The 21,769-nt window shown below is 66.3% G+C and carries 19 protein-coding genes; 8 read left to right on the plus strand and 11 right to left on the minus strand.

The features are described from left to right. Nucleotides 1-126: 126 nt before the first annotated feature. Both TSH20_RS34035 and TSH20_RS34040 read left to right on the plus strand, forming a co-directional pair. A complete protein-coding gene (locus TSH20_RS34035; protein WP_109157239.1) occupies nucleotides 127-618 on the plus strand; it encodes a VOC family protein in 492 nt (163 codons plus the stop codon). 28 nt (nucleotides 619-646) lie between these two features. Next, nucleotides 647-1,291, plus strand: coding sequence for a glutathione S-transferase family protein (locus tag TSH20_RS34040; protein ID WP_109157240.1), 645 nt, complete (start codon nucleotides 647-649; stop codon nucleotides 1,289-1,291). Between the two features lie 187 nt (nucleotides 1,292-1,478). On the opposite strand, the gene TSH20_RS34045 is transcribed toward TSH20_RS34040, so the two are convergent. Together TSH20_RS34045 and TSH20_RS36055 are read right to left on the minus strand one after the other, a co-directional pair. Then, nucleotides 1,479-2,000, minus strand: coding sequence for a site-specific integrase (locus TSH20_RS34045; protein WP_109157241.1), 522 nt, complete (start codon nucleotides 1,998-2,000; stop codon nucleotides 1,479-1,481). Continuing rightward, nucleotides 1,979-2,431 carry a hypothetical protein gene (locus TSH20_RS36055; RefSeq protein ID WP_247874560.1) on the minus strand — a complete coding sequence of 151 codons (453 nt, stop codon included), beginning with the start codon at nucleotides 2,429-2,431 and terminating at the stop codon, nucleotides 1,979-1,981. The genes TSH20_RS34045 and TSH20_RS36055 overlap by 22 nt, the downstream gene beginning before the upstream one ends. Before the next feature lie 1,141 nt (nucleotides 2,432-3,572). Between TSH20_RS36055 and TSH20_RS34060 the strand changes: the two genes are divergently transcribed. The 6 genes from TSH20_RS34060 to TSH20_RS34085 all read left to right on the plus strand — a co-directional run bounded on the left by TSH20_RS34060 (nucleotide 3,573) and on the right by TSH20_RS34085 (nucleotide 8,968). Beyond that, nucleotides 3,573-3,947: a hypothetical protein gene (locus TSH20_RS34060; RefSeq protein WP_109157243.1), complete on the plus strand. Its 375-nt coding sequence runs from the start codon at nucleotides 3,573-3,575 to the stop codon at nucleotides 3,945-3,947. Between the two features lie 129 nt (nucleotides 3,948-4,076). Next, entirely contained in the window at nucleotides 4,077-6,179 is a 2,103-nt protein-coding gene (locus TSH20_RS34065; protein WP_247871612.1) for a protein-disulfide reductase DsbD domain-containing protein, read from the plus strand. 132 nt (nucleotides 6,180-6,311) lie between these two features. Beyond that, entirely contained in the window at nucleotides 6,312-6,995 is a 684-nt protein-coding gene (locus TSH20_RS34070) for a DsbA family protein (RefSeq protein ID WP_109157244.1), read from the plus strand. Beyond that, on the plus strand, nucleotides 6,992-7,489 hold the full coding sequence (locus TSH20_RS34075; protein ID WP_109157245.1) for a hypothetical protein: 498 nt from the start codon (nucleotides 6,992-6,994) through the stop codon (nucleotides 7,487-7,489). Before TSH20_RS34070 ends, TSH20_RS34075 begins: the two co-directional genes overlap by 4 nt. Before the next feature lie 140 nt (nucleotides 7,490-7,629). Beyond that, entirely contained in the window at nucleotides 7,630-8,094 is a 465-nt protein-coding gene (locus tag TSH20_RS34080; protein WP_109157246.1) for a DUF2892 domain-containing protein, read from the plus strand. 100 nt (nucleotides 8,095-8,194) lie between these two features. After that, a complete protein-coding gene (locus TSH20_RS34085; RefSeq protein ID WP_199232112.1) occupies nucleotides 8,195-8,968 on the plus strand; it encodes an OBAP family protein in 774 nt (257 codons plus the stop codon). Nucleotides 8,969-9,418: 450 nt separating this feature from the next. Here the strand turns inward: TSH20_RS34085 and TSH20_RS34095 are convergent, their stop codons facing one another. The 9 genes from TSH20_RS34095 to mgtA form a co-directional block, all read right to left on the minus strand. After that, nucleotides 9,419-11,467, minus strand: coding sequence for an isoamylase (locus tag TSH20_RS34095; RefSeq protein ID WP_109157248.1), 2,049 nt, complete (start codon nucleotides 11,465-11,467; stop codon nucleotides 9,419-9,421). 19 nt (nucleotides 11,468-11,486) lie between these two features. Next, entirely contained in the window at nucleotides 11,487-11,756 is a 270-nt protein-coding gene (locus TSH20_RS34100) for an acyl carrier protein (protein ID WP_109157249.1), read from the minus strand. Further along, the gene (locus TSH20_RS34105) at nucleotides 11,753-12,934 is read right to left on the minus strand and encodes a dihydrolipoamide acetyltransferase family protein (RefSeq protein WP_109157250.1); all 1,182 of its coding nucleotides are present in this window, start codon (nucleotides 12,932-12,934) and stop codon (nucleotides 11,753-11,755) included. Before TSH20_RS34105 ends, TSH20_RS34100 begins: the two co-directional genes overlap by 4 nt. Continuing rightward, nucleotides 12,934-13,944, minus strand: coding sequence for an alpha-ketoacid dehydrogenase subunit beta (locus TSH20_RS34110; RefSeq protein ID WP_109157251.1), 1,011 nt, complete (start codon nucleotides 13,942-13,944; stop codon nucleotides 12,934-12,936). Before TSH20_RS34110 ends, TSH20_RS34105 begins: the two co-directional genes overlap by 1 nt. Continuing rightward, entirely contained in the window at nucleotides 13,941-14,948 is a 1,008-nt protein-coding gene (gene pdhA / locus TSH20_RS34115) for a pyruvate dehydrogenase (acetyl-transferring) E1 component subunit alpha (RefSeq protein ID WP_109157252.1), read from the minus strand. Before pdhA ends, TSH20_RS34110 begins: the two co-directional genes overlap by 4 nt. Next, nucleotides 14,945-16,702: an acetate--CoA ligase gene (gene acsA, locus TSH20_RS34120; protein ID WP_109157253.1), complete on the minus strand. Its 1,758-nt coding sequence runs from the start codon at nucleotides 16,700-16,702 to the stop codon at nucleotides 14,945-14,947. Before acsA ends, pdhA begins: the two co-directional genes overlap by 4 nt. Before the next feature lie 162 nt (nucleotides 16,703-16,864). Next, a complete protein-coding gene (locus TSH20_RS34125; protein ID WP_109157254.1) occupies nucleotides 16,865-18,241 on the minus strand; it encodes a nicotinate phosphoribosyltransferase in 1,377 nt (458 codons plus the stop codon). Between the two features lie 75 nt (nucleotides 18,242-18,316). Beyond that, entirely contained in the window at nucleotides 18,317-18,874 is a 558-nt protein-coding gene (locus TSH20_RS34130) for an Hsp20/alpha crystallin family protein (protein WP_109157255.1), read from the minus strand. 187 nt (nucleotides 18,875-19,061) lie between these two features. Beyond that, complete coding sequence (gene mgtA, locus TSH20_RS34135; RefSeq protein WP_109157256.1) at nucleotides 19,062-21,650, minus strand: magnesium-translocating P-type ATPase; 2,589 nt, start codon at nucleotides 21,648-21,650, stop codon at nucleotides 19,062-19,064. Between the last annotated feature and the right edge of the window lie 119 nt (nucleotides 21,651-21,769).

A 21,769-nucleotide genomic window follows, 5' to 3' on the forward strand; every position in this document is an offset into this window, starting at 1 on the left:
GACACCCTGGACAACGGGTTCTGCAACCTCAGGCGTGGCTGGATATTGGACGCCGATGCTGGCTGGTTTTTGGAAGCCGATTGACACGCAAGTGCGGAAGCAACCAAGCCAGTAGGAGCACCGGATATGCCCGATCTCGTAACCTGCCTGTGGTTCGACCATGGCCAAGCCGCCGAAGCGGCCAAGTTCTACGCCGCCACTTTTCCCGACAGCCATGTGGACCGTGTGAACATGGCGCCCGGCAATTTCCCCGGTGGGCGCGAAGGTGCCGAATTGACCGTCGAGTTCACGGTGCTCGGCCGGCGGTTTGTGGGTCTGAACGGTGGACCGAATTTCACGGCGAACGAAGCTGTCAGTTTCATGGTGGTTACCGAAAGCCAGGAAGAAACCGACCGCTACTGGAATGCGATCGTCACCAACGGCGGCGTCGAGAGCGCTTGCGGTTGGTGCAAGGACCGGTGGGGGTTCTCCTGGCAGATCACGCCGAGGCGGCTGCTCGAGTTGACGACGGGTTCCGACGGCGTCGCGGCGAAACGCGCTTTCGACGCAATGATGACGATGCGCAAAATTGACATCGCTGTGCTTGAGGCGGCCGTCCACGCAGGATCGGCGGCTTGAAACGTCCAGCCGGGAATGGAACCTTGGAATGACCATCACGATCACCGCGTTCGAACGGTCACCCGACGGCGGCAGGGGCTTGGCGCGCGACACGCGCGTCCGCTGGGCACTTGAAGAGGTAAGCCGACCCTATGAGGTTCGCCTTGTTTCCTTTGCTGCGATGAAGGAACCCGCGCATCTGGCGCTTCATCCTTTCGGGCAGATTCCAACCTTCGAGGATGATGATGTCGCCCTGTTCGAGACGGGTGCGATCGTCTTCCATATCGCTGAACGCCATGCGGGCCTGTTGCCCGGTGACGCGCGGACGCGGGCGCGTGTACTCATGTGGATGTTTGCCGCGCTCAACACGGTCGAGCCGCCGATCCTCGATCTCGTAACCACCAAGGTTCTGGAAAGCGACAAGTCCTGGAGCAAGGAGAGGCTCCCGCTGGTCGAGGGGCGGATTCGCGTTCGGCTGCAGCAACTGTCGGATCGCCTCGGCGATGCCGAGTGGCTCGAGGGCGCATTCAGCGCGGGTGATCTGTTGATGGTGTCGGTGCTGCTGAGGCTGAAAGCATCGGGTCTGCTCGGCGAGCATCCGAACCTTTCGGCCTATGTTGCCCGCGGCGAAGGCCGCCCCGCCTACAAGCGTGCATTCGACGCCCAATTGGCAGTGTTCACCGCAAGCCAGTGACGGGCCGGATGTTTGACGATCGGGTGCATGCGGCACCCCGCCGGCCTCTCGCCGTTCGACGGCGGCGAGACGGTCGATCGCACGAACCCTCTTCCGTTGGATCCGGGTCTGTGCGCTGGAATTGGACAAGCGCCTGCGGCCACACCTTCACTTGATCACCCCACCCAAAGGGTCGCGATTGTTGCAGTCAGACCGGTGCATCAGCCAGGGTCACGGCGCGATTTGGCCGAAGGCGAAACTTGCGCTGGCGGTTTCGCCGCGAACTGGATTGGTCAAGGGCGTCAGCGATGGCGGCAGAGATTTGATCAGCCGCGGTTAGGACGGGATCATGTGCCAGGTGGGCGTAACGCTGGGTCGTCGTTGGCTGGGTATGTCCAAGAATCTTCCCAATGACCAGCAGACTGCTTCCGTTGGCGGCTCCGACGCTGGCGAAGCTATGTCGAAGATCATGCAAACGAACATCGGGTAAACCGGCTGCGGTGCGGATCTTTTCCCAGGTCCGGTCGATGTTGACCAACTGTCCATCTTGCCCTTTGCCGGGGATGACATATTGATTGCCGGGCCGGCGTTGGAGCTTGCTCAGGATATCGAGTGCGGCCCGTCCCAGCGGTACAACCTTTGCGCCGGTCTTGCTGTCGGGCAGACGCAAGTAGGAGTAGGCGACATCCACGTGGTCCCAGGTCAGGCTCAGATTTCGGATTTTCGGCATCCTGTCAGCAGCAGGAGGCGAATGGCGGCGATGAGATATGGGTTGGCCCCCTCCTGTTCGAACGCGATCAGTGTCTTGCCAAGTCTGCCCATTTCCTCGGCGGTCAGGAAACGTTCCAGCTTTCTGACATTGAATGTTTTGATTCCGGCCGCGGGATTGTCGGATCGGAGCGCCCGAGCCATGGCGAAGGCGAACATCGCTCTCAGCAGGATCACGGTTTGCGACGCAGCGCCCTTTCCGCCGGTTGCGCGGCTGCCGCCCTTGCTGGAGCGGTGTGGGCTGGCGGTCTTTCCAGCCGCCACGTCGCGCAACAGGCGCTCGATATCACCCCGGGTGATGTCCCCGGCTTTCCTTTTCCCAGCAGGGGTTTGATGTGCCACGTGATCCGTCCCTGGTCGGCCCGGATGGCCGAAGGCTTCTTTGTCGTGCATCCTTCCGCTATGTACAGATCGCACAACTCTGACACTGTCAATTCCCGCCGCCTGTCCGCCTTCCGGGCGGCAGGATCGTCGCCGAGATCCACCGTGGCCAGCACGCGACGGGCTTCCTGGCGGGCCTGCTCAGGGGTCCAGGGTGATCCATGCCGCCCGATTGTGATGCGGCGGGTTGGCATGCCGCGTCCGCCGGCGCGGTATTGCACGAGATAGGTCTTCGTCCCCGATGGCGTGACTTTCAATCCGAAGCCGCTCAGTTCGCTGTCCCACAGATAAAAATCCCGCGCTTCAGGCGTCGCATCGTCGACAGCCCGCTTGGTGATCCGTGTCGATGGCATGGTCGCTTCCTTCCGGAATATCATCCTATATAAACAGGCCTCCAGTAAGCACCCAGTATGCACGGCAGAGTGAAGGACAGGATATTCTGGCGATGATCAGCGCAAGCTGACAAATAAAAATACGTGGTATTGCAATGTGTTGTCGTGCCGTCTCGTATGGTGTCGCAGCAAAGCGCAGGCTGTTCTTGCGGACTCTGACTCCGTCAGCCTAGGTTCGAATCCTAGTCCCCCAACCACCTTCTCCAAACGGCCAGTACTTTCAGGAACTTACGAGCTGCGCACTCCCCGCAACGCCGGGCGTGTGCGAAGCTGGCCCACCTCTCCCTCCGTTCCGGTGTCTGGTACTGGCGACGGCGCTGACCGCGCGCTCTTTCCTGCGGCGATCACCGGACGACATACGAGTTTCGCTCAAAATAAACGGGCGACCGACGCATGTGGAGTGCCGCCCGAAACCGAGGTGGTAAATCACCGACAGTTGGGCACTCCACATGGCCACCATGATGATTGTCCTTCGTCAGGGAAACAGAGATCTGTACCGGCATGCCAGCCAAGCCGGGGCGCAGCCGATAGAACGTAGTTTCCTAATGTCTAATGGATTCGCTTGCGATCCGAACAGGCAGGGGCCAGAGTGGCTCCATCGGTGATGCGGCACTGACGATAAGATTGACGCGGCATCCCGCCACCACTCGCGGAAGGGTGAGCAGGGTAGGGGTGCGGCCACGTTCATATCGCGGTTGGCCTCAAGGGAGCACATCGGGGAGACGCTGTTGGATCGCACGGCGAGCATGGTTCGGAGACTGGTGGCGGGCCTGCTCATGCTGGCCGCGCTGGTTGCCGCCGCCGGTTCGGGCACCGTCAAGGCGTTTCCCGGTGCGGCCTTCGCCCAGAGGTCGGAGGTGGTCACCGCGATGGCGGGCCAGCGGCAAGCCATCGTGCAGGAGTTCGTGTCCACCGCCCGCGACGACGAGCGGCCCTGCGGCCGCAACGGGAACGCGCCCGGTCCGGCGCGGTGTTCCACGGTTCAATGCATCACGGTCTGCGGCGGTCTGCCCACGGCCGCATTCGCTATTCCTCCGCCCTCCGCGGACGCCGACGCGCATGGCTTCGTGACCGACGACCCGTCGCGCGGCATCTCCACCATCCCCGACCTGCCTCCCCCGCGTCCGTCCGCCTGAGCGGTCACGGAGCCGTCTACGCGAACGGGCATTGCCTGTCTCGCCATCGCCTTTCGTGACCGGATCGCCGGACACCGCCGCCCGCAGGGCGAGGTGCCCGTTGGCTCGACCCTGCTCACGGACCATGACATGCTCTCCTTTCTGATGCGGCGCCACGTGCTGGCGCCGATCGCGGCGACCCTCGTCGCCATGCTGGCGCCGGCCTCCGCCGACGCGGCCGCCGGACCGGTCTCGGCAAGCCAGGCATCGCACACGCAGCTCCTGTCCCCGGTGAATGCGACGGGAGACCTGGAGACGGTTCCCGCCGGATTGCGCATCGTCCTGGAGGATGGGTGGAAGACCTACTGGCGCAGCCCGGAGGACGCAGGCATTCCGCCCCAGATGGACTGGACCGGTTCGACGAATGTCGCGTCGATCGAGGTGCACTGGCCCGCGCCGCACCGGTTCTCCACCCTCGGCATCGAGACCCTCGGCTACAAGGGCGAGGTCGTCCTCCCCCTCGAGGTGAAGCCTGAACGGCCGGGTGACCCCATCTCGCTGCGCGGCACGGTCGACCTGCTGGTGTGCAGCGACATCTGCGTCCCGGCCGCGCACCAGGTCCGACTGGACCTCCCCGCCGGTGCGGCGGCGGCCGATGCGGATGCCGGAAACCTGATCGCCCGGTTCATCGCCCAAGTCCCCGGCGACGGAAGCGCTTCGGGACTGGCCGTCGAGCGGGTCTGGGCCGACACCGCGCAGAAGACGCTCGCCGTCCGTGTGATATCGCTCACGGTGCCATTGACGGAACCGGATGTCTTCATCGAGGGCGGCGACTGGGCGTTCGGCAAGCCCGATGTGGCGTTCGAGGGTGGTGGGAAAGCGGCAATTCTGACCGTGCGGATCGCGGCGGGTCCCGACTCCGTCACCCTGCCGGGCAAGCCGCTTACCGTGACGGTCGTCGACGGCGGGCGGGCTGTCGAGGCTCCCGTCACCGTGTCGGCCGAGGCGCCCGCGGTCGCCGGCCGCATGGCCGATCTCCTGCCCTTCCTGGCGGTGGCCCTCCTGGGCGGCCTCGTGCTCAACCTGATGCCCTGCGTACTGCCGGTGCTCTCCCTCAAGCTGATGTCGGTCATCCGGCAACAGGGGCAGGAACTCCGCCGGGTACGGCTGGGCTTCCTGGCGACGGCGGCGGGCGCCATCGCCGCCATGCTCGTCCTGGCGGGTGCCCTGGCCGCCGTCAAGGCAGCGGGCGGGGTGGTCGGCTGGGGCATGCAGTTCCAGCAGCCCGTCTTCATCGCCGCAATGGTCGTCATCCTGCTCGCCTTCACCGCCAGCATGGTGGGTGCCTTCGAGATCCGGCTTCCGTCGTCGGTCATGACCGTGCTGGGAGGTGTCGGCGGCAACGGCTTGGCCGGGCACTTTGCCATGGGGGCCTTCGCAACCCTGTTGGCGACGCCATGCTCGGCGCCCTTCCTCGGGACTGCGGTCGGCTTCGCGCTGGCCCGCGGTCCGCTCGAGATCCTGGCTGTGTTCGGCGCGCTCGGCGTCGGGCTCGCCAGCCCCTATTTGCTCACGGCGGCCTTTCCCGGCGCGGTCCGGCTGCTGCCGCGGCCGGGGCGGTGGATGGGAGCCCTCCGCCACCTGCTCGCCCTGGCTTTGGCCGGGACGGCGGTCTGGCTTCTCACGGTCCTCGCCGCCCAGACCTCGGTCGTCGTGACCGGGAGCATCGCGGCGGCCGCCACCGTCGCCATCGCCGCCATGACGCTGGCCATGCGCGGCGGTCGGAACCTGCGCCTTGCGGCCGTGCCGGTGGCGGTGGCGGCGCTCGCCGGGACGCTGGCCATCCCGGCCTTCCTCGGGCACCGCGCGATGGCGGCACCGGACGCCGCGGCGGCGTCGGCCCAATGGCGGCGGTTCGACCAGGCGGACATCGGCAAGCTGGTCGCCCAGGGCCAGACCGTCTTCGTCGACGTGACCGCGGAGTGGTGCGTCACCTGCATCGTCAACAAGAAGATGGTGGTCGATCGCGAGCCGGTGGCGGGCGCCCTGTCGGCCGATGGCATCGTGGCGATGAAGGCAGACATGACCAGCCCGGACGCGGCCATCATGACCTACCTCGCGCAGCACGGCCGCTACGGTATCCCCTTCAACGTGGTCTACGGCCCCGGCGCGCCGCATGGCGTCGTCCTTCCCGAGGTGCTGACCGAGGACGCCGTCCTCGACGCCCTCCGCAGGGCCCGGTCGGCCGGGTAAACGGGCGCACGGGAAACGGGCGCACGGGAAAAGGGCGGGGTCAAGCGACCTCTCTTCCGTGCGTCATCCGACGGCCTTTGCCTGAATGCTCAAGATCGTCCTCACATCCCGAACACGGAGACTCATCCCATCATGACTTCACACCGGACCAAAATCTTCGCGGCCCTGCTGGTTTCAACCGTCGCCGTCGGCGCCGGTACCGTCGCAGTCTCTTCCCTCGTGGCGCCGACCTCCGCCGAAGCAACGGCGGCCCCGCCCATGGTCGCCGAGCTTGGACCCGAAGCGCTGGAACGCGGGCCGAGCGCCGTGGTGGCCGGCAACCCCCAGGGCGACGTCACCCTGATAGAGTATTTCGACTACCAATGCCCGGTCTGTCGCCGGGTCCATCCGGCCGTCAAGCAACTGGCCGCCGAGGACAAGGGCGTCCGGATCATCCACAAGCACTGGCCGGTGTTCGGGGCCTCCTCGATCTACGCCGCCAAGCTCGCGCTCGCCGGGCGTTGGCAGGACCGCTACGAGCAGGTCCACGATGCCTTCATGACCATCCCCGGCCGCCTGGACGATGACAAGATCCGGAAGGCCGCCGGGGAAGCCGGTCTGGACCTGACACGGGCCGAGCGCGACCTGAAGGAGCGTGATGCGCAGATCGATGCGGCCTTCAAGGAGGTGTCGGCGCAGGCCGCCATGCTGCAACTCCGGGGCACGCCGGGCTTCATCATCGGCAACTATATTGTCCCCGGTGGGCTGGACCTGAAGGCGATGAAGGAGATCGTCGCCGAGGTTCGCGCGAAGCGGAAGAATGGGGGCCAGGGATGAACGCCGACGTGACCGCCCCGTCGGCCGATGTTGGTGGTCTCGCGCCGGTGCGGCCGTGGCATGGCGTAGCCGCGGCTATCGGCACCTTCCTGGTGCTCGGCACGGTCACGGCGGTCTGGCCGAACCCGGTGTTCGTGCGGATGACGCCGACCCAGGGCTTCGAGGTCTCGCTGCTGGCCATCCAGTCCGTGCTGGTCGGCGTGTACGTCGCCATCCGGCGGCCCCGATGCCCTGTTCGCGGCGCCGGCTTCGGTAGCCTGCTCGGGTTTCTCGGCATTGCCTGTCCGACCTGCAACAAGATCCTGCTCTTCGCCTTCGGGCCGGGCCTGCTGCTCACCTATTTCGAGCCCTACCGGTTGCCGCTGGCCGCGGCCGGCGCGGCTGTGATGGCGGTGGCGGTCTCGTGGGAATGGAGGCAGCGCACCCGGACCGTGACCTGCCCCGTCGGGAGCGGCTTCGGACAGCCGGACGGCATCGGTACGGGCCGGCAGTGAGGATCTGGCGCCATGCCGTCCTCCATTTCCAACGCGGGACGGCATGGCGCCAAAGCGGTCGGAGCCCGATCGGGAACACTTCAGCCATATCTAATGTTGGGATAGGACACCGCTCAGCATTTCCGACAGAGGAGGGAGCCTTGCTGCCCGCTACCGCATCCCGCGTGGAAAACGCCACGTCCGAAGACCTCAACCGCCGTTTCGCCGCCGAGATCGAAGAGAGCCTGCGCCACCACGCCGAACACCCGGAGCACATCGCCCACCGCCTCGACGAACTCGACCACGAATGGGACATCGAGCGGACGCTGGAGGCGAACGCGGCGACGCTTGCGCTGACGGGTACGCTGCTGGGCGCCTTCGTCGACCGGCGCTTCCTGATCCTGCCCGCCGTCGTGACGGGATTTCTTCTCCAGCACGCGCTCCAGGGCTGGTGCCCGCCGGTTCCGGTGTTCCGGCGCCTGGGCATCCGCACCACGGCGGAGATCGACCGCGAGCGCGCCGCGCTGAAGGCCCTGCGGGGTGATTTCGGACGGATCGAAGCGATTTCCACGGAGGCGAACCCGCGCCAGCGGGCTCAGGCCGCGTTGGAGGCTGCCGAAAGGTAACCGGCGACTCCAGAGCAAGATCGTTCCGCCAGGGCGAGAGGCGGGAGAGATGTCGCCTGAGCCACCTTGATCATCCTGATGGAAGGATTGGACCACAGCCATGCAAATCCAGCGAACTGCTTTGCCCCTCGCGCTCGTCGGCACGCTTGCCGCCTGCACCGGAATGGGCACCGTGGCGCCGTCCGTCAGCCCACAGGGCAGCGCCGAGAGCGCGAAGACCAACGTGCTCGAGGCTGGAGCGGCGGCGCTCCAGAGCAATGCGCCGGTCGGTGGCATGGACATCTACCTCGTCGGCTTCCATCCCATGAAGAACGACCCCAACCACCAGATGGAGGCGCACCATTTCTGCCGTCAGATGAACGAGGACTTCGCCCAGTGCGCGCTGTTCGACGGCAACACCGCCGGCGCTAATCTGACGGGCGTCGAGTACATCATCTCCGAGCGCCTGTTCGAGCAGCTGCCGCGGCGGGAGCGCCAGTATTGGCATCCCCACAACGGTGAGATCCTGTCCGGACAGCTGGTGGCGCCAAACCTGCCCAACATCGCCGAGCACGAGCTGATGAAGAGCAAGATGAACAGCTACGGCAAGACCTGGCACACCTGGCAGTCGGAGAATGGCACGCAACCAGGCGATCGGCTGCCCTATGGTCCTCCCATGTTGGCATGGTCGTTCAACCGTGACGGCGAGGTCCAGCCGGGACTGGTCGAGACCCGTGACCGTGAGATGAACATATCGACCGCGGAACGCCGCCGTGCCCGTCAGGATCTCGTGCCCACCGCCCGGCCGCAGGAGGGTGTGGATGCCCTCAAGGGCAAGTTCCCGCAGCCGACTCAGGACATTCCCGGCGTTGTGGACAAGCGCATTCGGCGCTGAATCCTCGGCTGTCCGGTGTCGTAGTCGTGATCTTTCGGCGCGGACGGCACCGGAACAGTCATGTCCGGGGGGATGCGGATTTGTCGAAATTGATCCGATCCCGGATCCGCCTCAGCGATCCATCCTTCCGGCGGACCCAGACATCGACGTCATATCCCAGTTCCCGAACCCGCACCGCATCATGCAGCGCGGACACCAGGGCCTCCCGTCGCGACGGGTATTTTCCGCAATCGTCGCCCGGCGCGAAGCCGACGGTCCAATGATTCTCGTTCTGGCAAACGACGTAGCTGAGGTGCGGTATCGGTGCCATGGCCGACCTCCCAAGGCTCGGGGCTCATCCGTCCGGAGAGTATCCCAAAGGAATCCGGCCACCGCCTTTATCGAGGTTAAGGCCGATGCACATCCGGGGCGGATATTGGGGGTAGGGTCCCCGGATTTCAGCGGGGCCCGTCAGCGCCGGACGAGCACGACGATCGATCGCGCCTCCACCCTGTGGTGCGGTCCGGGGACCGGTGGCGCATCATCCAGGGACACGATGTCGCCGGGGCTTTCGAGCGCCGTGTCGATCACCCGGCGCCAGCCCTGTGGCGCGGTATCCTGAATCAGGAACTCCTGCTCCGCCGCCGAGGCATTGATCATGGCATAGAGATCGACATCGCCTTGCGTGCCGCCGCGCAGCAGAAAGGCGAGCGTGCCGCTGTCGGCCGAAGGGTCGAGGCTGCCGGTCGTTCCGAACCACGTCACATCCTCGCGCCAGCTGCGGCTGCGGCACAGCGTGGGATGGGCTTTGCGGAACGCGATCATTGCCCGGCAGAAGCGGTGAAAGTCGGCGTTGGTCCGCAGCAGATCCCAGTCGAGCCACGTCGTCTCGTTGTCCTGGTTGTAGGGGTTGTTGTTGCCACGCTGCGTGTTCAGAAACTCGTCGCCCGCCACGACCATCGGCGTGCCGTTCGCCAGCATCAGCAGGCAGAACAGGTTCTTTGCCTGCCTACGCCGAAGCCTGGCCACGGCCTCGGGCAGATTCACGTCTCCTTCCCAGCCGCAGTTCCAGGATCGGTTGTCGTCACGGCCGTCCCGGTTTCCTTCGCCGTTCGCCTCGTTGTGCTTCCGGTCGTAGCTGACCAGATCGTACAGGCAGAAGCCGTCGTGGCAGGTCACGAAATTGATGCTCTGATAGGCGTGATAGGCGTCCTCGGGCGTGTCGGGGAAGATGTCGTCGCTGCCGCCGAGCCGGCGGATCAGGCCGGCGGTGACCCCTCGATCCCCACGAATGAAGGATCGGACCTCGTTGCGGAACGTATCGTTCCATTGCAGCCATGTGGTTCCGGGAAAGGAGCGGCCGAGCTGGTAGCTGACCACGTCCCAGGCCTCGGCGATCATCCGCAGGCGCGCCAGATCGGGATGCGTCTGGATCGCACTGATCACCGGCGGCTCTTCGAGATCGATGGAGCCGTCATCCCGGCGCGTGAACAGCGAGGCGAGATCGAAGCGGAAGCCGTCGATGCGGAACTGCCGCGCCCAATGGTGCAGGCTGTCCATGACCATGCCGGAGACATAGCGGTTGGCCGTATGCAGCACGTTCCCGGTGCCGCTGTCGTTGCGATAGCGGCGGCGGTCTTCGGCCAGAAGGTAGTAGGTGGTGTTGTCGATGCCGCGGAAGCTGTAGGTGGGGCCGCTTTCGTCGCTTTCGACCGTGTGGTTGTAGACGACGTCGAGGATCACTTCGATGTCAGCGGCGTGCAGCGCCTTGACCAGCGTCCGGAATTCGTCGAGCTGGCCGGCCGGCTCGGGGTCGGCTGCGTAGGTGTGATGCAGGGCGAAGAAGTTGAGCGGCATGTACCCCCAGTAATTTCCCTCCTGGGGATCGAACTGGAACACGGGCATCAGTTCGACCGCCGTGACGCCGAGGTCCCGCAGGTACGGAATCTTGTCGATCAGGCCCGCGAAGGTGCCCCGCCGGTCGGCCGGAACGCCGGAATTCGCCCGTTGGGTGAAGCCTCGGACATGCAATTCATAGATGATGGTGTCGTGGGTATGGCGCGGGGCATGGTCGCCGGCCCAGTCGAAGCCGGACTCCTTGGCATGCAGGACGCCGAGGGGGGCGCGACCGGGATTGGGTCCCGGATGGCGGGCGGCCTCGCGGCTGAAGCCGGACGGAAAGAAGACCGCCGTCGCATAGGGGTCGAGCAGATTCTTCTCGGGATCGAACCGCTGCCCCTCGGCCGGCGCGCGCGGTCCGTCGACGCGATACGCATAGTAGGTCGCGCGGTCGACCGTGGTCGCGGGCAACCGGCAGTGCCAGATACGGCCACTCTTGTTGCTAAGGGGATCGAAGGGCTGGATCGCGATGGGGTCAATCGGATTCTGTGCGGAGAAAAGCAACAGAGTGACGGATGTCGCGTGCTTGGAATAGAGAGCGAAGTTGTAGGCGTCTTCGTCGGGGATGAAGGAAACTCCAAGCGGCGAGGGTGAGCCTTCGTGTCTTGTCCAATCATCCATCGGAACATCGCCCTTCGCGTCATGCGATCCCGGCTTTTGCCGCAATCGCCGGATCGGCCATGAGGTAGGCGACCGCTCCATCGAGGGTGATCAGGCGGGGGTAATCGACCTCGGGGATCGCGACGCCCAGCCGGTTGTGCAGCGCCGTCACGAAGTTCAGGTGATCCATGGAGTCGATGTCCAGCGCCTCCCGGAGGTCGGCCGCCGGGTCGAGGAGGGCAAGGTCGGCTTCGGGGGCGATGTTGCTCAGCTCCTCCAGCACCACACGTCTTACATCGTCGGGCGTCATAGCGATCCGGGCTCCTGCAGCAGACGATCGATTTCGGCAAGGAGAAGGGCGCCACGGTGGCCGTCGCTGACCCGGTGGTCGGCCGCGAGGGTCGCCGTCATCACGGGGCATGGAACGACCTGCCCATCCACCACCCAAGGCCGCTCGACCGGCTTGCCGAAGCCGACGATGGCGACCTGCGGCGGGTAGATGACACCGAATACCCCTTCTATCCCGCGGTCGCCGAGACTGGTGACGGTGATGGTGGGATCCTGCAGCTCGGAACTGCGCAGCCGCCCGGAGCGTGCCCGGGCGACCACGTCACGTAGGCGGGCCATCACCTCGTCCACGGCCAGCTTGTCGGTGTCGTGGATCGCGGGTGCGACGAGGCCGCCGCCGCGGATCGCCACCGCGGTGCCGATATGAATGCCCTCGGCCGGTCGGAACGTCCCGTCGATACAGAAACCGTTGAACTCGGGCAGGCGGCGCAAGGCCAGCGCGACGGCCTTCAATTGCAGTGCCGCCAGGAGCAGCCGCTGTTCGGGCGGGCGTCCCGTGTTCCGATCACTGAGCCAAGCGTGCGCCTTGGCCAGGGCCACCGTGGTGCTCAGGTAGTAGTGAGGGATTTCCTGATTGGAGCGGGCCATGGCCGCAGCGATCGCCCGCCGCATCTGCGCCAGATCCGATCCGCGCGCCTGCGGGGCGGCGGATGGCGTAGCGGCGGCCCGCTCGACGTCGGCGAGAAGCACGGCACCTCCTGGCCCGCTGCCGGCAATGGCGGTCAGGGCGATGCCACGATCGGTCGCCAGCCGCCGTGCCGCCGGCGACGCCGGCGGATGGGCGGTCGCCACCATGACCGGAGGGGGCGTGACCGGAGGGGACGGGAGCGGCGCCGGTGCCCGCAGCGGCGGGGGAGGGGGCGCCGATGGCTGCGGCTCGGGGCTGGGCAACACGATGCTCTCACCGGCTCCGGCGAGCAGGGCGAGCGGTGTGCCGACCGGAACCGTGGTTCCGGGAGTGACGAGCAGCCGTTCGATCACCCCCGCCTCGAAGGTCTCGACCTCGATGGCGCCCTTCTGCGTTTCCACAACGGCGACGATGTCGCCGCGGGCGACGGCATCGCCCGGCTGTTTGAGCCATTCGACCAGGACGCCCGCCTCCATGTCGGCGCCCAGAGACGGCATGCGGAAAATGCCCATCACGCCCCCATCAGCGCCTTGACCGCCGCCACGATGGCGGCCGGTTGCGGAAGCGCCGCCTGCTCCAGATGCCGGGGGTAGGGGATCGGCACCTCGGCCGTGCAGACCCGCGCCACCGGAGCGTCGAGCGACCAGAAGGCCCCCTCCATGATGCGGGCGCTGACCTCCGCGGCGAAGCTGCCGGTCCGCCAGCCTTCGTCGACGATCACCGCCCGGCGGGTGCGGGCGACCGAGGCCAGCACGGTTTCGGCATCGAGCGGCCGCAGGCTGCGCAGGTCCACGACCTCCGCCGACACATTGTCCGCCGCCAGGGCTTGCGCGGCGGCGAGCGTCTTGAACAGGCTGCCGCCGTAGGTGATGAGCGTCACGTCCGTGCCGGGGCGGCGGACCACCGCACGGTCGATGTCGACCGGACCAGCCGCGGCATCCAGCGTTCCCTCCATATTGTAGAGCATCACATGCTCGAACATCACCACCGGGTCAGGGGCCTGCAGTGCGGTCCACAGCATGCCGCGCGCGTCCTCCAGGGTGGCCGGCGCCACCACCCGCAGGCCCGGCACATGGGCGTACCAGCCCTCCAGACTGTGCGAGTGCTGGGCGGCGAGCTGGCGCCCCGCCCCGGTCGGAATGCGGAAGACCACTGGCACGCTCACCTGTCCGCCGGACATGTGGCGGAGCGTCGCTGCGTTGTTGACGATCTGGTCGAGCGCCAGGAGGCTGAAGTTGACGGTCATGATCTCGACGATCGGACGCATGCCGTTCAGCGCGGCGCCGATGCCGGCGCCGACGAAGGTGGATTCCGACAGCGGCGTATCGCGGATGCGGTCCGGCCCGAACTCGTCGTACAGGCCCTTGCTCACGGCGTAGCATCCGCCGTAGCACCCGACATCCTCGCCCATCAGAAAGACCCGCTCGTCGCGCAGCAGCGCATCACGAAGCGCCTCGCGCAAGGCGTCGCGGTAAGTGATCGTTCGGCTGGCCGCCGCCACGGTGATGTCCGCATCGGTCATGGATGCACCTCGCGGGTATAGACGTCCTTCGCCAGATCCTCGACCGGCTCCCATTGCCCGGCCTCGGCGAATGCGACCGCCGCCTCGATCTCCGCCTCGGTTTCCCGTTCGATGGCGGGGAGATCGGCGTCGTGCAGCATGCCGGTTTCCCGCATCCAGGCGGACAGCCGGGCGACGGGGTCATGGCGCTTCCAATCCTCGATCTCCGCCTTGTCGCGGTAGAGCTGGGGGTCGAACATGGAATGGGCGCGGAAGCGGTAGGTCCGGCATTCGAGGAATTGCGGCCCGGCGCCATCGCGTATCGCATCGGTCATGCGCCGTGCCGCCGCCTCGACGGCGACGACGTCCATGCCGTCCACCGCCTCCGACGCGACCTGATAGACGGCGGCCTTGAGGTGCAGGTCGGTCTGCGACTGTGCCCGGTCAAGGCGCGTGCCCATGGCGTAGAGGTTGTTTTCGCAGACGAACAGGACCGGCAGTTTCCACAGCGCGGCGAGGTTCAGGCTCTCATGGAACTCGCCCTCGGCAACGGCGCCGTCGCCGAAGAAGCATGCGGTCACCCGCGGCCGGCCACGCATGCGGTCGGCCAGCGCCATGCCCACCGCCAGGGGCAGCCCACCGGCGACGATGGCATTGCCGCCGAAAAAGCGGGTGCCGACATCGAACAGGTGCATCGATCCGCCGCGCCCGCGACTGCAGCCTTCGGCCTTCCCGTACATCTCGGCCATGACGGCGGTCATCGGGACGCCGCGCAGGATGGCGTGTCCATGCTCGCGGTAGGTGGCGACGACGGCGTCTTCGGGTTGCAGGCACCCCATCACCCCGGCGGCCACCGCCTCCTCGCCGATATAGAGGTGAAGAAAGCCGCGGATCTTTTCCTGCTGGTACAGCTCGCCGCACCGCTCCTCGAAGCGGCGAATGCGCACCATCTGCCGCAGCAGACCCAGCAGATGGTCGCGGGTCAGACGCGGCTTCGCATGCGGGGCCAGAGACTGGTCGGTCATCGCTCGTCCCTTTCCAGCGTCGACAGATCGCCTTCAGGCAGGCCCAACTCGCGCGCCTTCAAAAGACGGCGCATGATCTTGCCGCTGCGCGTGCGCGGCAGGGAGGCCCGGAAATCGATGGACTTCGGGGCGACCGCCGGACCCAGCCGGGTGCGGCCATGCCCGAGCAACTCCTTGCGCAGCGCGTCCGACGGTGTCCAGCCCGGCTTCAGCGCAACGAAGGCCTTCACCGCCTCGCCGGCGATGGGATCGGGAACCCCGATCACCCCGGCTTCGGCCACGGCGGGATGCTCCATGAGGGCGCTCTCGACCTCGAAGGGGCCGATCAGGTGGCCGGCGGACTTGATCACATCGTCCGCGCGGCCGACGAACCAGAAATAGCCGTCGGCATCGCGCATGGCGAGGTCGCCGCTCAGGTACCAGCCGTCGGCGAAGCAGCGCCGATAGCGTTCCTCCTCGCCCAGATAACCGCGGAACATGGAGGGCCAGCCGGGCCGCAGGGCCAATTCACCGACGGTCATCGGCTCTTCCACCGGATGGACACGGCCGTCGGATGTGCGTTCGACGATTGCCGCCTCCACACCGGGGATCGGGCGGCCCATGGACCCCGGCTTCACGTCGGCGGAGGCGTAGTTGGCGATCATGATGCCGCCGGTTTCGGTCTGCCACCAGTTGTCGTGGAAGGGGCGGCCGAACGTCTCCTGGGCCCAGACAACGGCCTCGGGGTTGAGGGGCTCCCCCACGCTCGCCATGAAGCGCACCGACGACAGGTCGTAGCGCCGCGCCACCTCGGCGCCCACCTTCAGCAGCATGCGGATGGCGGTGGGGGCCGTGTACCAGACGGTGACGCGCTCCCGCTGGAGGATGCCGTACCACCGCTCCGCATCGAACTCCGCCTCATCCACCAGCAGCGTGGCGCCGATGGTCAGCGGTGCGATGATGCCGTAGGAGGTGCCGGTCACCCAGCCGGGATCAGCGGTGCACCAGAAGACGTCGCCGGGCCGCAGGTCGAGGGCGCAGCGGGCCGTGGCATGGTGGGCGACCACGGCCTCGTGCACATGCACGGCTCCCTTCGGACGGCCGGTTGTGCCGCTGGTGAAGTGGAGAAGAGCCATGTCGTCCGGTGTCGTTTGCGCACAGGCGAAGTCCGGCGACGCCGCCGCAAGCGCGCGCCGCAGAACCAGGACACCGTCGCCCGGCCCGGCTCCGCCGTCGACGAGCAGCACATGCTTCAATCCGGGAAGCTCGTGGCGCCAAGGCTCGATCTTGCGACGGTAGAGCGTTTCGCTGGTCACCAGCACCCGGCCGTCGCCGAGCGACAGGCGCGTTCTGATCGGCTCCGGGCCGAAGGCGGAGAACAGGGGCGAGAAGACGCAGCCACTCTTCAGCGTGCCGAGGGCGGCGACATAGAGGTCGGGCTGACGACCGAGCAGACTGAAGACGCGCTCGCCCTTGCCGACGCCCAGCGAGCGCAGGAGACTTGCAAACCGGCTGGAGTGCTCGGCCAGATCGCAATACCGGAACTCACGGGACGTTCCATCCTTGGCCAGCCAGCGCAAGGCGATCCGGTCGCCCCGGCCATGCGCGACATGCCGGTCGACGGCCTCGTATGCGATGTTGAGCCCCCCGTCCGGCAGGCCGTCCAGATCGGCGCGCGCCCCCGACCACGTGAAGGCGGCGCGGGCCTGATCGTAATCCGTCAGGACGGCGGTGGCCTTGTCGTCAGGTCGCTTGCGAATGATCTCCCAGGGCATGGCTGCACCTCATCCTGAACGCACCGCCCGGCGAGCAGGTGCTGATGATGGCGGTATCGCGCAGCAGGTTACGCCCGTGTCCGGGGGCTGGGTTTAACCCAGGTTAGGACCCGCCCGGAAATGCGATGCCTAAATCCGATGTCCGAATACGGTGTCTTGCCGTTATGGATGGTCCGGTCGGACCTGACAGATGCTGTCGGCCTGTTCGGCGAGCGCTTCAAGGTCGGGCGAAATGACGGTTTCAATGGTCGCATGATGCGTCAGGTCGCGCACCGGCTCCGGCAGGCTCGCCAATTCGGCCGCAGCGTGGGAACGAATCGCGGTCAGGTCCGGCAGTGCCCCGACACGGCGCCCGTTCCGCATTACCGGGATCAGCAGCGGACGTCCCGGCTCTTGCGCTTCGGCGACGGACAGCAGGTCCGTCCGGATCCGGCCGCCGGCATCGTAGCTGCGGAACACCTGTTTACGCCCCGGCCAAGTCGCTTTGCCGGGCGAGCGCTTGCGCCGAGGCAACCCGGCATACTCGACCAGCTTGTAGGCGCAGTCGAGCGCGGGCACGTCGCTGGAGGTGGTCAGGCTGGTGCCGATACCGAAGCTGTCGATGGGCGCATTCGCGGTCAGAAGCGACCCGAGCGCATACTCGTCCAATCCACCGCTCGCCACGATGTGCGTCCCGCTCAATCCACCGGCATCGAGGATCGCACGTACCCGGCGCGACAGCGCGGCAAGGTCGCCGCTGTCCAGCCTGACGGCAGACGGATGGACCCCGTCGACCGCCAGCTTGCCTGCCAGGGACACCACGGTCCCGGCTGCCGCCTCGGTGTCATAGGTGTCGAGCAGCAGGGTCAGATTCCGTGGACGTGAACGGGCGAAGTTGATGAATGCGTCGGCTTCCTGCCGATGGGCTTGCACGAAGGAATGCGCCATCGTCCCGACGATCGGAATGCCGAAACGCCGGCCGGCCAAAGCGGTTGCCGTTCCGGCGAAGCCCGCGATGTATGCGGCTCGTGCAGCCAGGAGCCCGGCTTCAGCGCCGTGTGCCCGGCGCAGACCGAAGTCGAACAGCGGGCGACCGTCTGCCGCCAACACCAGCCTTGCGGCCTTTGAGGCGATGACGGTCTGAAGGTGAATCAGGTTGATCAGGCGCGTTTCCATCATCTGCGCTTCCGGCAGGCTGGCCGTCACGCGCAGGATCGGTTCATGGGCGAAAAAGGCCGTCCCTTCGGGGAGCGCGTCCACATCCCCCGAGAAGCGGAAGTCCCCAAGATAGTCGACGGTCCGGTTCGACAACCGGGCATGGTCGCGCAGCCATGCCAGATCGTCCGGAGCAAATCTGGCCGTCTCCAGGAAGGCAACCGCCTGTTCGAGGCCGGCTGCGACCAGAAAATTCCGTTCGTTCGGCAGGGTGCGGACGAACAGCTCGAATGATGCAGTGCCGTTCATTCCGTGGTCGAGGTAAGCGTCGACCATCGCGACCTCGTAGAGGTCCGTAAGCAGAAGATTGTCGCCATCGCACAGTGGACCGGGATGGATGTTCATGGCCGTCTCCCGCCCAAATGCTTTGCGCCGGCTGCCATGTCGCGGCCCGACACAGCAGCCGGCGGCGCCGGGAAATCAGACCTTGGCGATTTCGATGGTGCGCCTGGTCGGCTTGCTCGGCTCGCTCTTGGGCAGCACGATGGTGAGCACGCCGTTCTTCATGCTGGCCGTGATCGCGTCCGCCTTCACGTTGGCCGGCAGCCGGAAGGTGCGGGCGCACAGTCCATAGCGGCGTTCCGAGAAATAGCGGTTCTTGTCCTTTTCTTCCGTCTCCTCCTTCTTCTCGGCCTTGACGGTCAGGATGTCGTCCTGGATGGAAACCTCGGCGTCCTTCTCGTCCATGCCGGGGATTTCCAGGGTGACGCGGTATTCGGTCTCCCGTTCATCCACTTCCGCCGGGGGCACGATCGCTTCCAGATCGGCGTCGCTGCGCAACAGCGGCTCCAGGCCGAATATCGGGCGGCGGCTCCACGGGAAGCGCAGCATGGACGACGCTTCGTCGAACAGGCGGTCGAACTCGTCGCGCAGGGCGAAAAGCGGATGGCGATTGCGCTCCGCCACTTCCTTGGCCGCCATGCCGGTGGTCTTGAGCTCCTTCGGCTTTTCGCCGGCGCTCGTTTCAGTCATGCTCATGGCATCCTCCTGGTTTACCCTTGGGATTACCCTTGTGACGCGATGGTTGTTAGCACCCGGCGGGGCCGGCCGCCTTTATCTGGATTAAGGCCGCGCGACGTTTCGCCGGAGAAGGCGGTCGAAGCCGTGCTTCGGCGGCCCCGAACAACGGCCGTGTTGCAGGCTGGTGGCGACGCGACAGCGAGGATCAGCTTCGCCAGGATGGTCTGGAGCGCGGGCGCCGTGCCTTCCAATGCAACGCGGTGTGGCGGAAGAACAGCCGCTTGATCGCTTCGACCAGGGCCAGATAGGTGACGACCGCCGCCGCCAGGAACAGGTAGAAGGAGGCCGGCGGCGCGACGAAGCCGAAGAAGGTTCCCGCCGGGGTGAGGGGAAGCAATGCGCCGACGGTGGCGGCGCCCAGTGTCAGCCCGGCCAGGACCGGATGAGGACGGCTTCGCCAGGGAGCGTGGCGGGTCCGGATCACGAAGATCACCAGCACCTGCGTGGCCAGACTTTCCACGAACCATCCGGTCTGGAAGAGCGCTTCGTCGGCATCGAACAGGTGAAGCAGGGCATAGAAGGTCAGGAAGTCGAACACCGAACTGATCGGTCCCAACACCAGCATGAAGCGCTGGATCAACTGCAGGTCCCACCGTACCGGGGCGCTCAGCACGTCCGCCTCGACATTGTCGAGCGGAACGCCGGCTTCCGACGCGTCATACAGCAGGTTGTTGAGCAGCACCTGGGTCGGCAGCATCGGCAGGAACGGCAGGAACAGGGAGGCGCCCGCCATGCTGAACATGTTGCCGAAATTCGAACTGCTGCCCATCAGAACGTATTTGGTGACGTTGTGGACGGTGCGGCGCCCCTCCGTCACCGCCTCGCCCACCACCGACAGGTCGTGGTCGAGCAGGATGAGGCCGGCCGCTTCCTTCGCGACATCGGCGGCGCTGTCCACCGAGATGCCGACGTCGGCGGCGTGGATGGCGGATGCGTCGTTGATCCCGTCGCCGAGGAACCCGACCACGCGGCCGGACCGCTTGTAGGCCAACAGCACGCGTTCCTTCTGCTGCGGCGTCACCCGGCAATACACATTGACCTCGCCGAGACGGGCGCGCAGGGCCTCCTCGCTCATCGCGCGCAGGTCGTCACCGGTGACGAGGCCGGTGATGGCGAGGCCAAGCTCCGCGCAGACATGCCGCGTCACCCGTTCGTTGTCGCCCGTCAGAACCTTGACCGCGACGCCGGCGCCGCCCAAGGCGCCGATCGCCGCGGTGGCGCTCGCCTTGGGAGGATCGAGAAAGACGGCATAGCCGGCGAAGTCCAATTCGCATTCGTCGCCCAGGGTTGCGGTCCGGTGATCGGCCGCCATCACCTTCGAGGCGACGGCCAGCACCCGAAAGCCGTCCTCTCCCAACGTCTGGAACAGGGCATCCAGCCGTGCCCGCGCCGCCGGGTCGAGCGGCTTCACGACACCCTCGTCGGCTTCATAGTGGGTGGACAGCCGCAGCACGTCCTCCGGCGCTCCCTTGACCACCAGCAGGGGCCGGGAGCCGTCTGTGACGAGAACCGAGACGCGGCGCCGTTCGAAGTCGAAGGGCACCTCGTCGATCTTCTCCCAGCCAGTGACATCCATCTTGCGGAAGGCGATGACGGCCTCATCGAGGGGGCTCTTGATGCCGCTCTCGAAATGACTGTTCAGGTAGGCCAGCCGGAAGACGCGCTCGCTCTCCGCGCCGAGGCAATCCAGATGACGGACCATGCGGATCGTGGCCTCGGTCAGCGTTCCGGTCTTGTCGGTGCACAGCACGTCCATGGCGCCGATGTTGTGCATGGCGGCCAGCCGCTTGACGATCACCCGGCGCTTGGCCAGGCGCAGCGCACCGCGCGCCAGCGTGACGGTGACGATCATCGGCAGCAGTTCCGGCGTCAGCCCGACCGCCAGGGCGAGGGCGAACATCAGCGACTCGAGCCAGGGGCGGTGAAACAGGACATTCACCGCCAGAACGAACAGGACCAGGAAGATGGTCAGCCGCAGGATCAGAAACCCGAATTGCCGGATGCCCAGTTCGAAGGCGGTGGGCGGCGGCGATGCCGTCAGGCTGCCGCTCAGCCGGCCGAAGACGGTGGCGTCGCCGATCCGGCAAATCACCGCGGTGGCACTGCCGCTGATGACGGAGGACCCCATGAAGACGGTGTTGATCGCCTCGGCTGGTCCGCCGGCCGACGGGCAGAGCGCATCGGCGTGCTTCTCGACCGGATAGGGTTCTCCGGTCAGCGTCGCCTGGTTGACGAACAGGTCGCGTGCCTCGATGAGACGGCAATCGGCCGGCACGAGATCCCCGGCAGCCAGACGGACGATGTCGCCGGGAACCAGCAGATCCGCCGCTTCCGAGATCTCGACACCATCGCGTCGGACCTGGACACGGATGGCGACGGACCGGCGCAAAGCCTCGATCGCGTTTTCCGCCCGCATCTCCTGGATGAAGTCGAGGGTGACGCTGAGTATGACCAGGATGAAGACGATGACGAAGCTGGTGAGATTGCCGGTGGCCGCCGACAAGGCGCTGGCAAACAGCAGGATGAGAACGAGCGGATTGAGGAAACGCGACAGGAACTCCAGCCACAGCGGCCGGCGGTGATGCGTCGTGGGGCGGTTGAACCCGTATCGCCTGCGGCGGCTAGCCGCCTCGGTCCGGGCCAACCCGATGCTCGTGGTCCCCAACTCCGTCAGGACGGCGGAGATTGGCTTTGTCCAGATCTCGTCCGTGATCCTGTCCTCCTGAACTCCCATCCGCCGAAGGCCGAACCGACCAGCCGATTTCGGCCTCGGAATCTCCAAAGAAGTATTCCCGTCCGAATGCACCATCTTGTTCTTAACGTGGATTAAGGGCCGAGAAAAAGATTCTCTTC

Origin of the sequence: Azospirillum sp. TSH20 (assembly GCF_003115935.1) — a bacterium.
Taxonomy (GTDB): Bacteria; Pseudomonadota; Alphaproteobacteria; order Azospirillales; family Azospirillaceae; genus Azospirillum.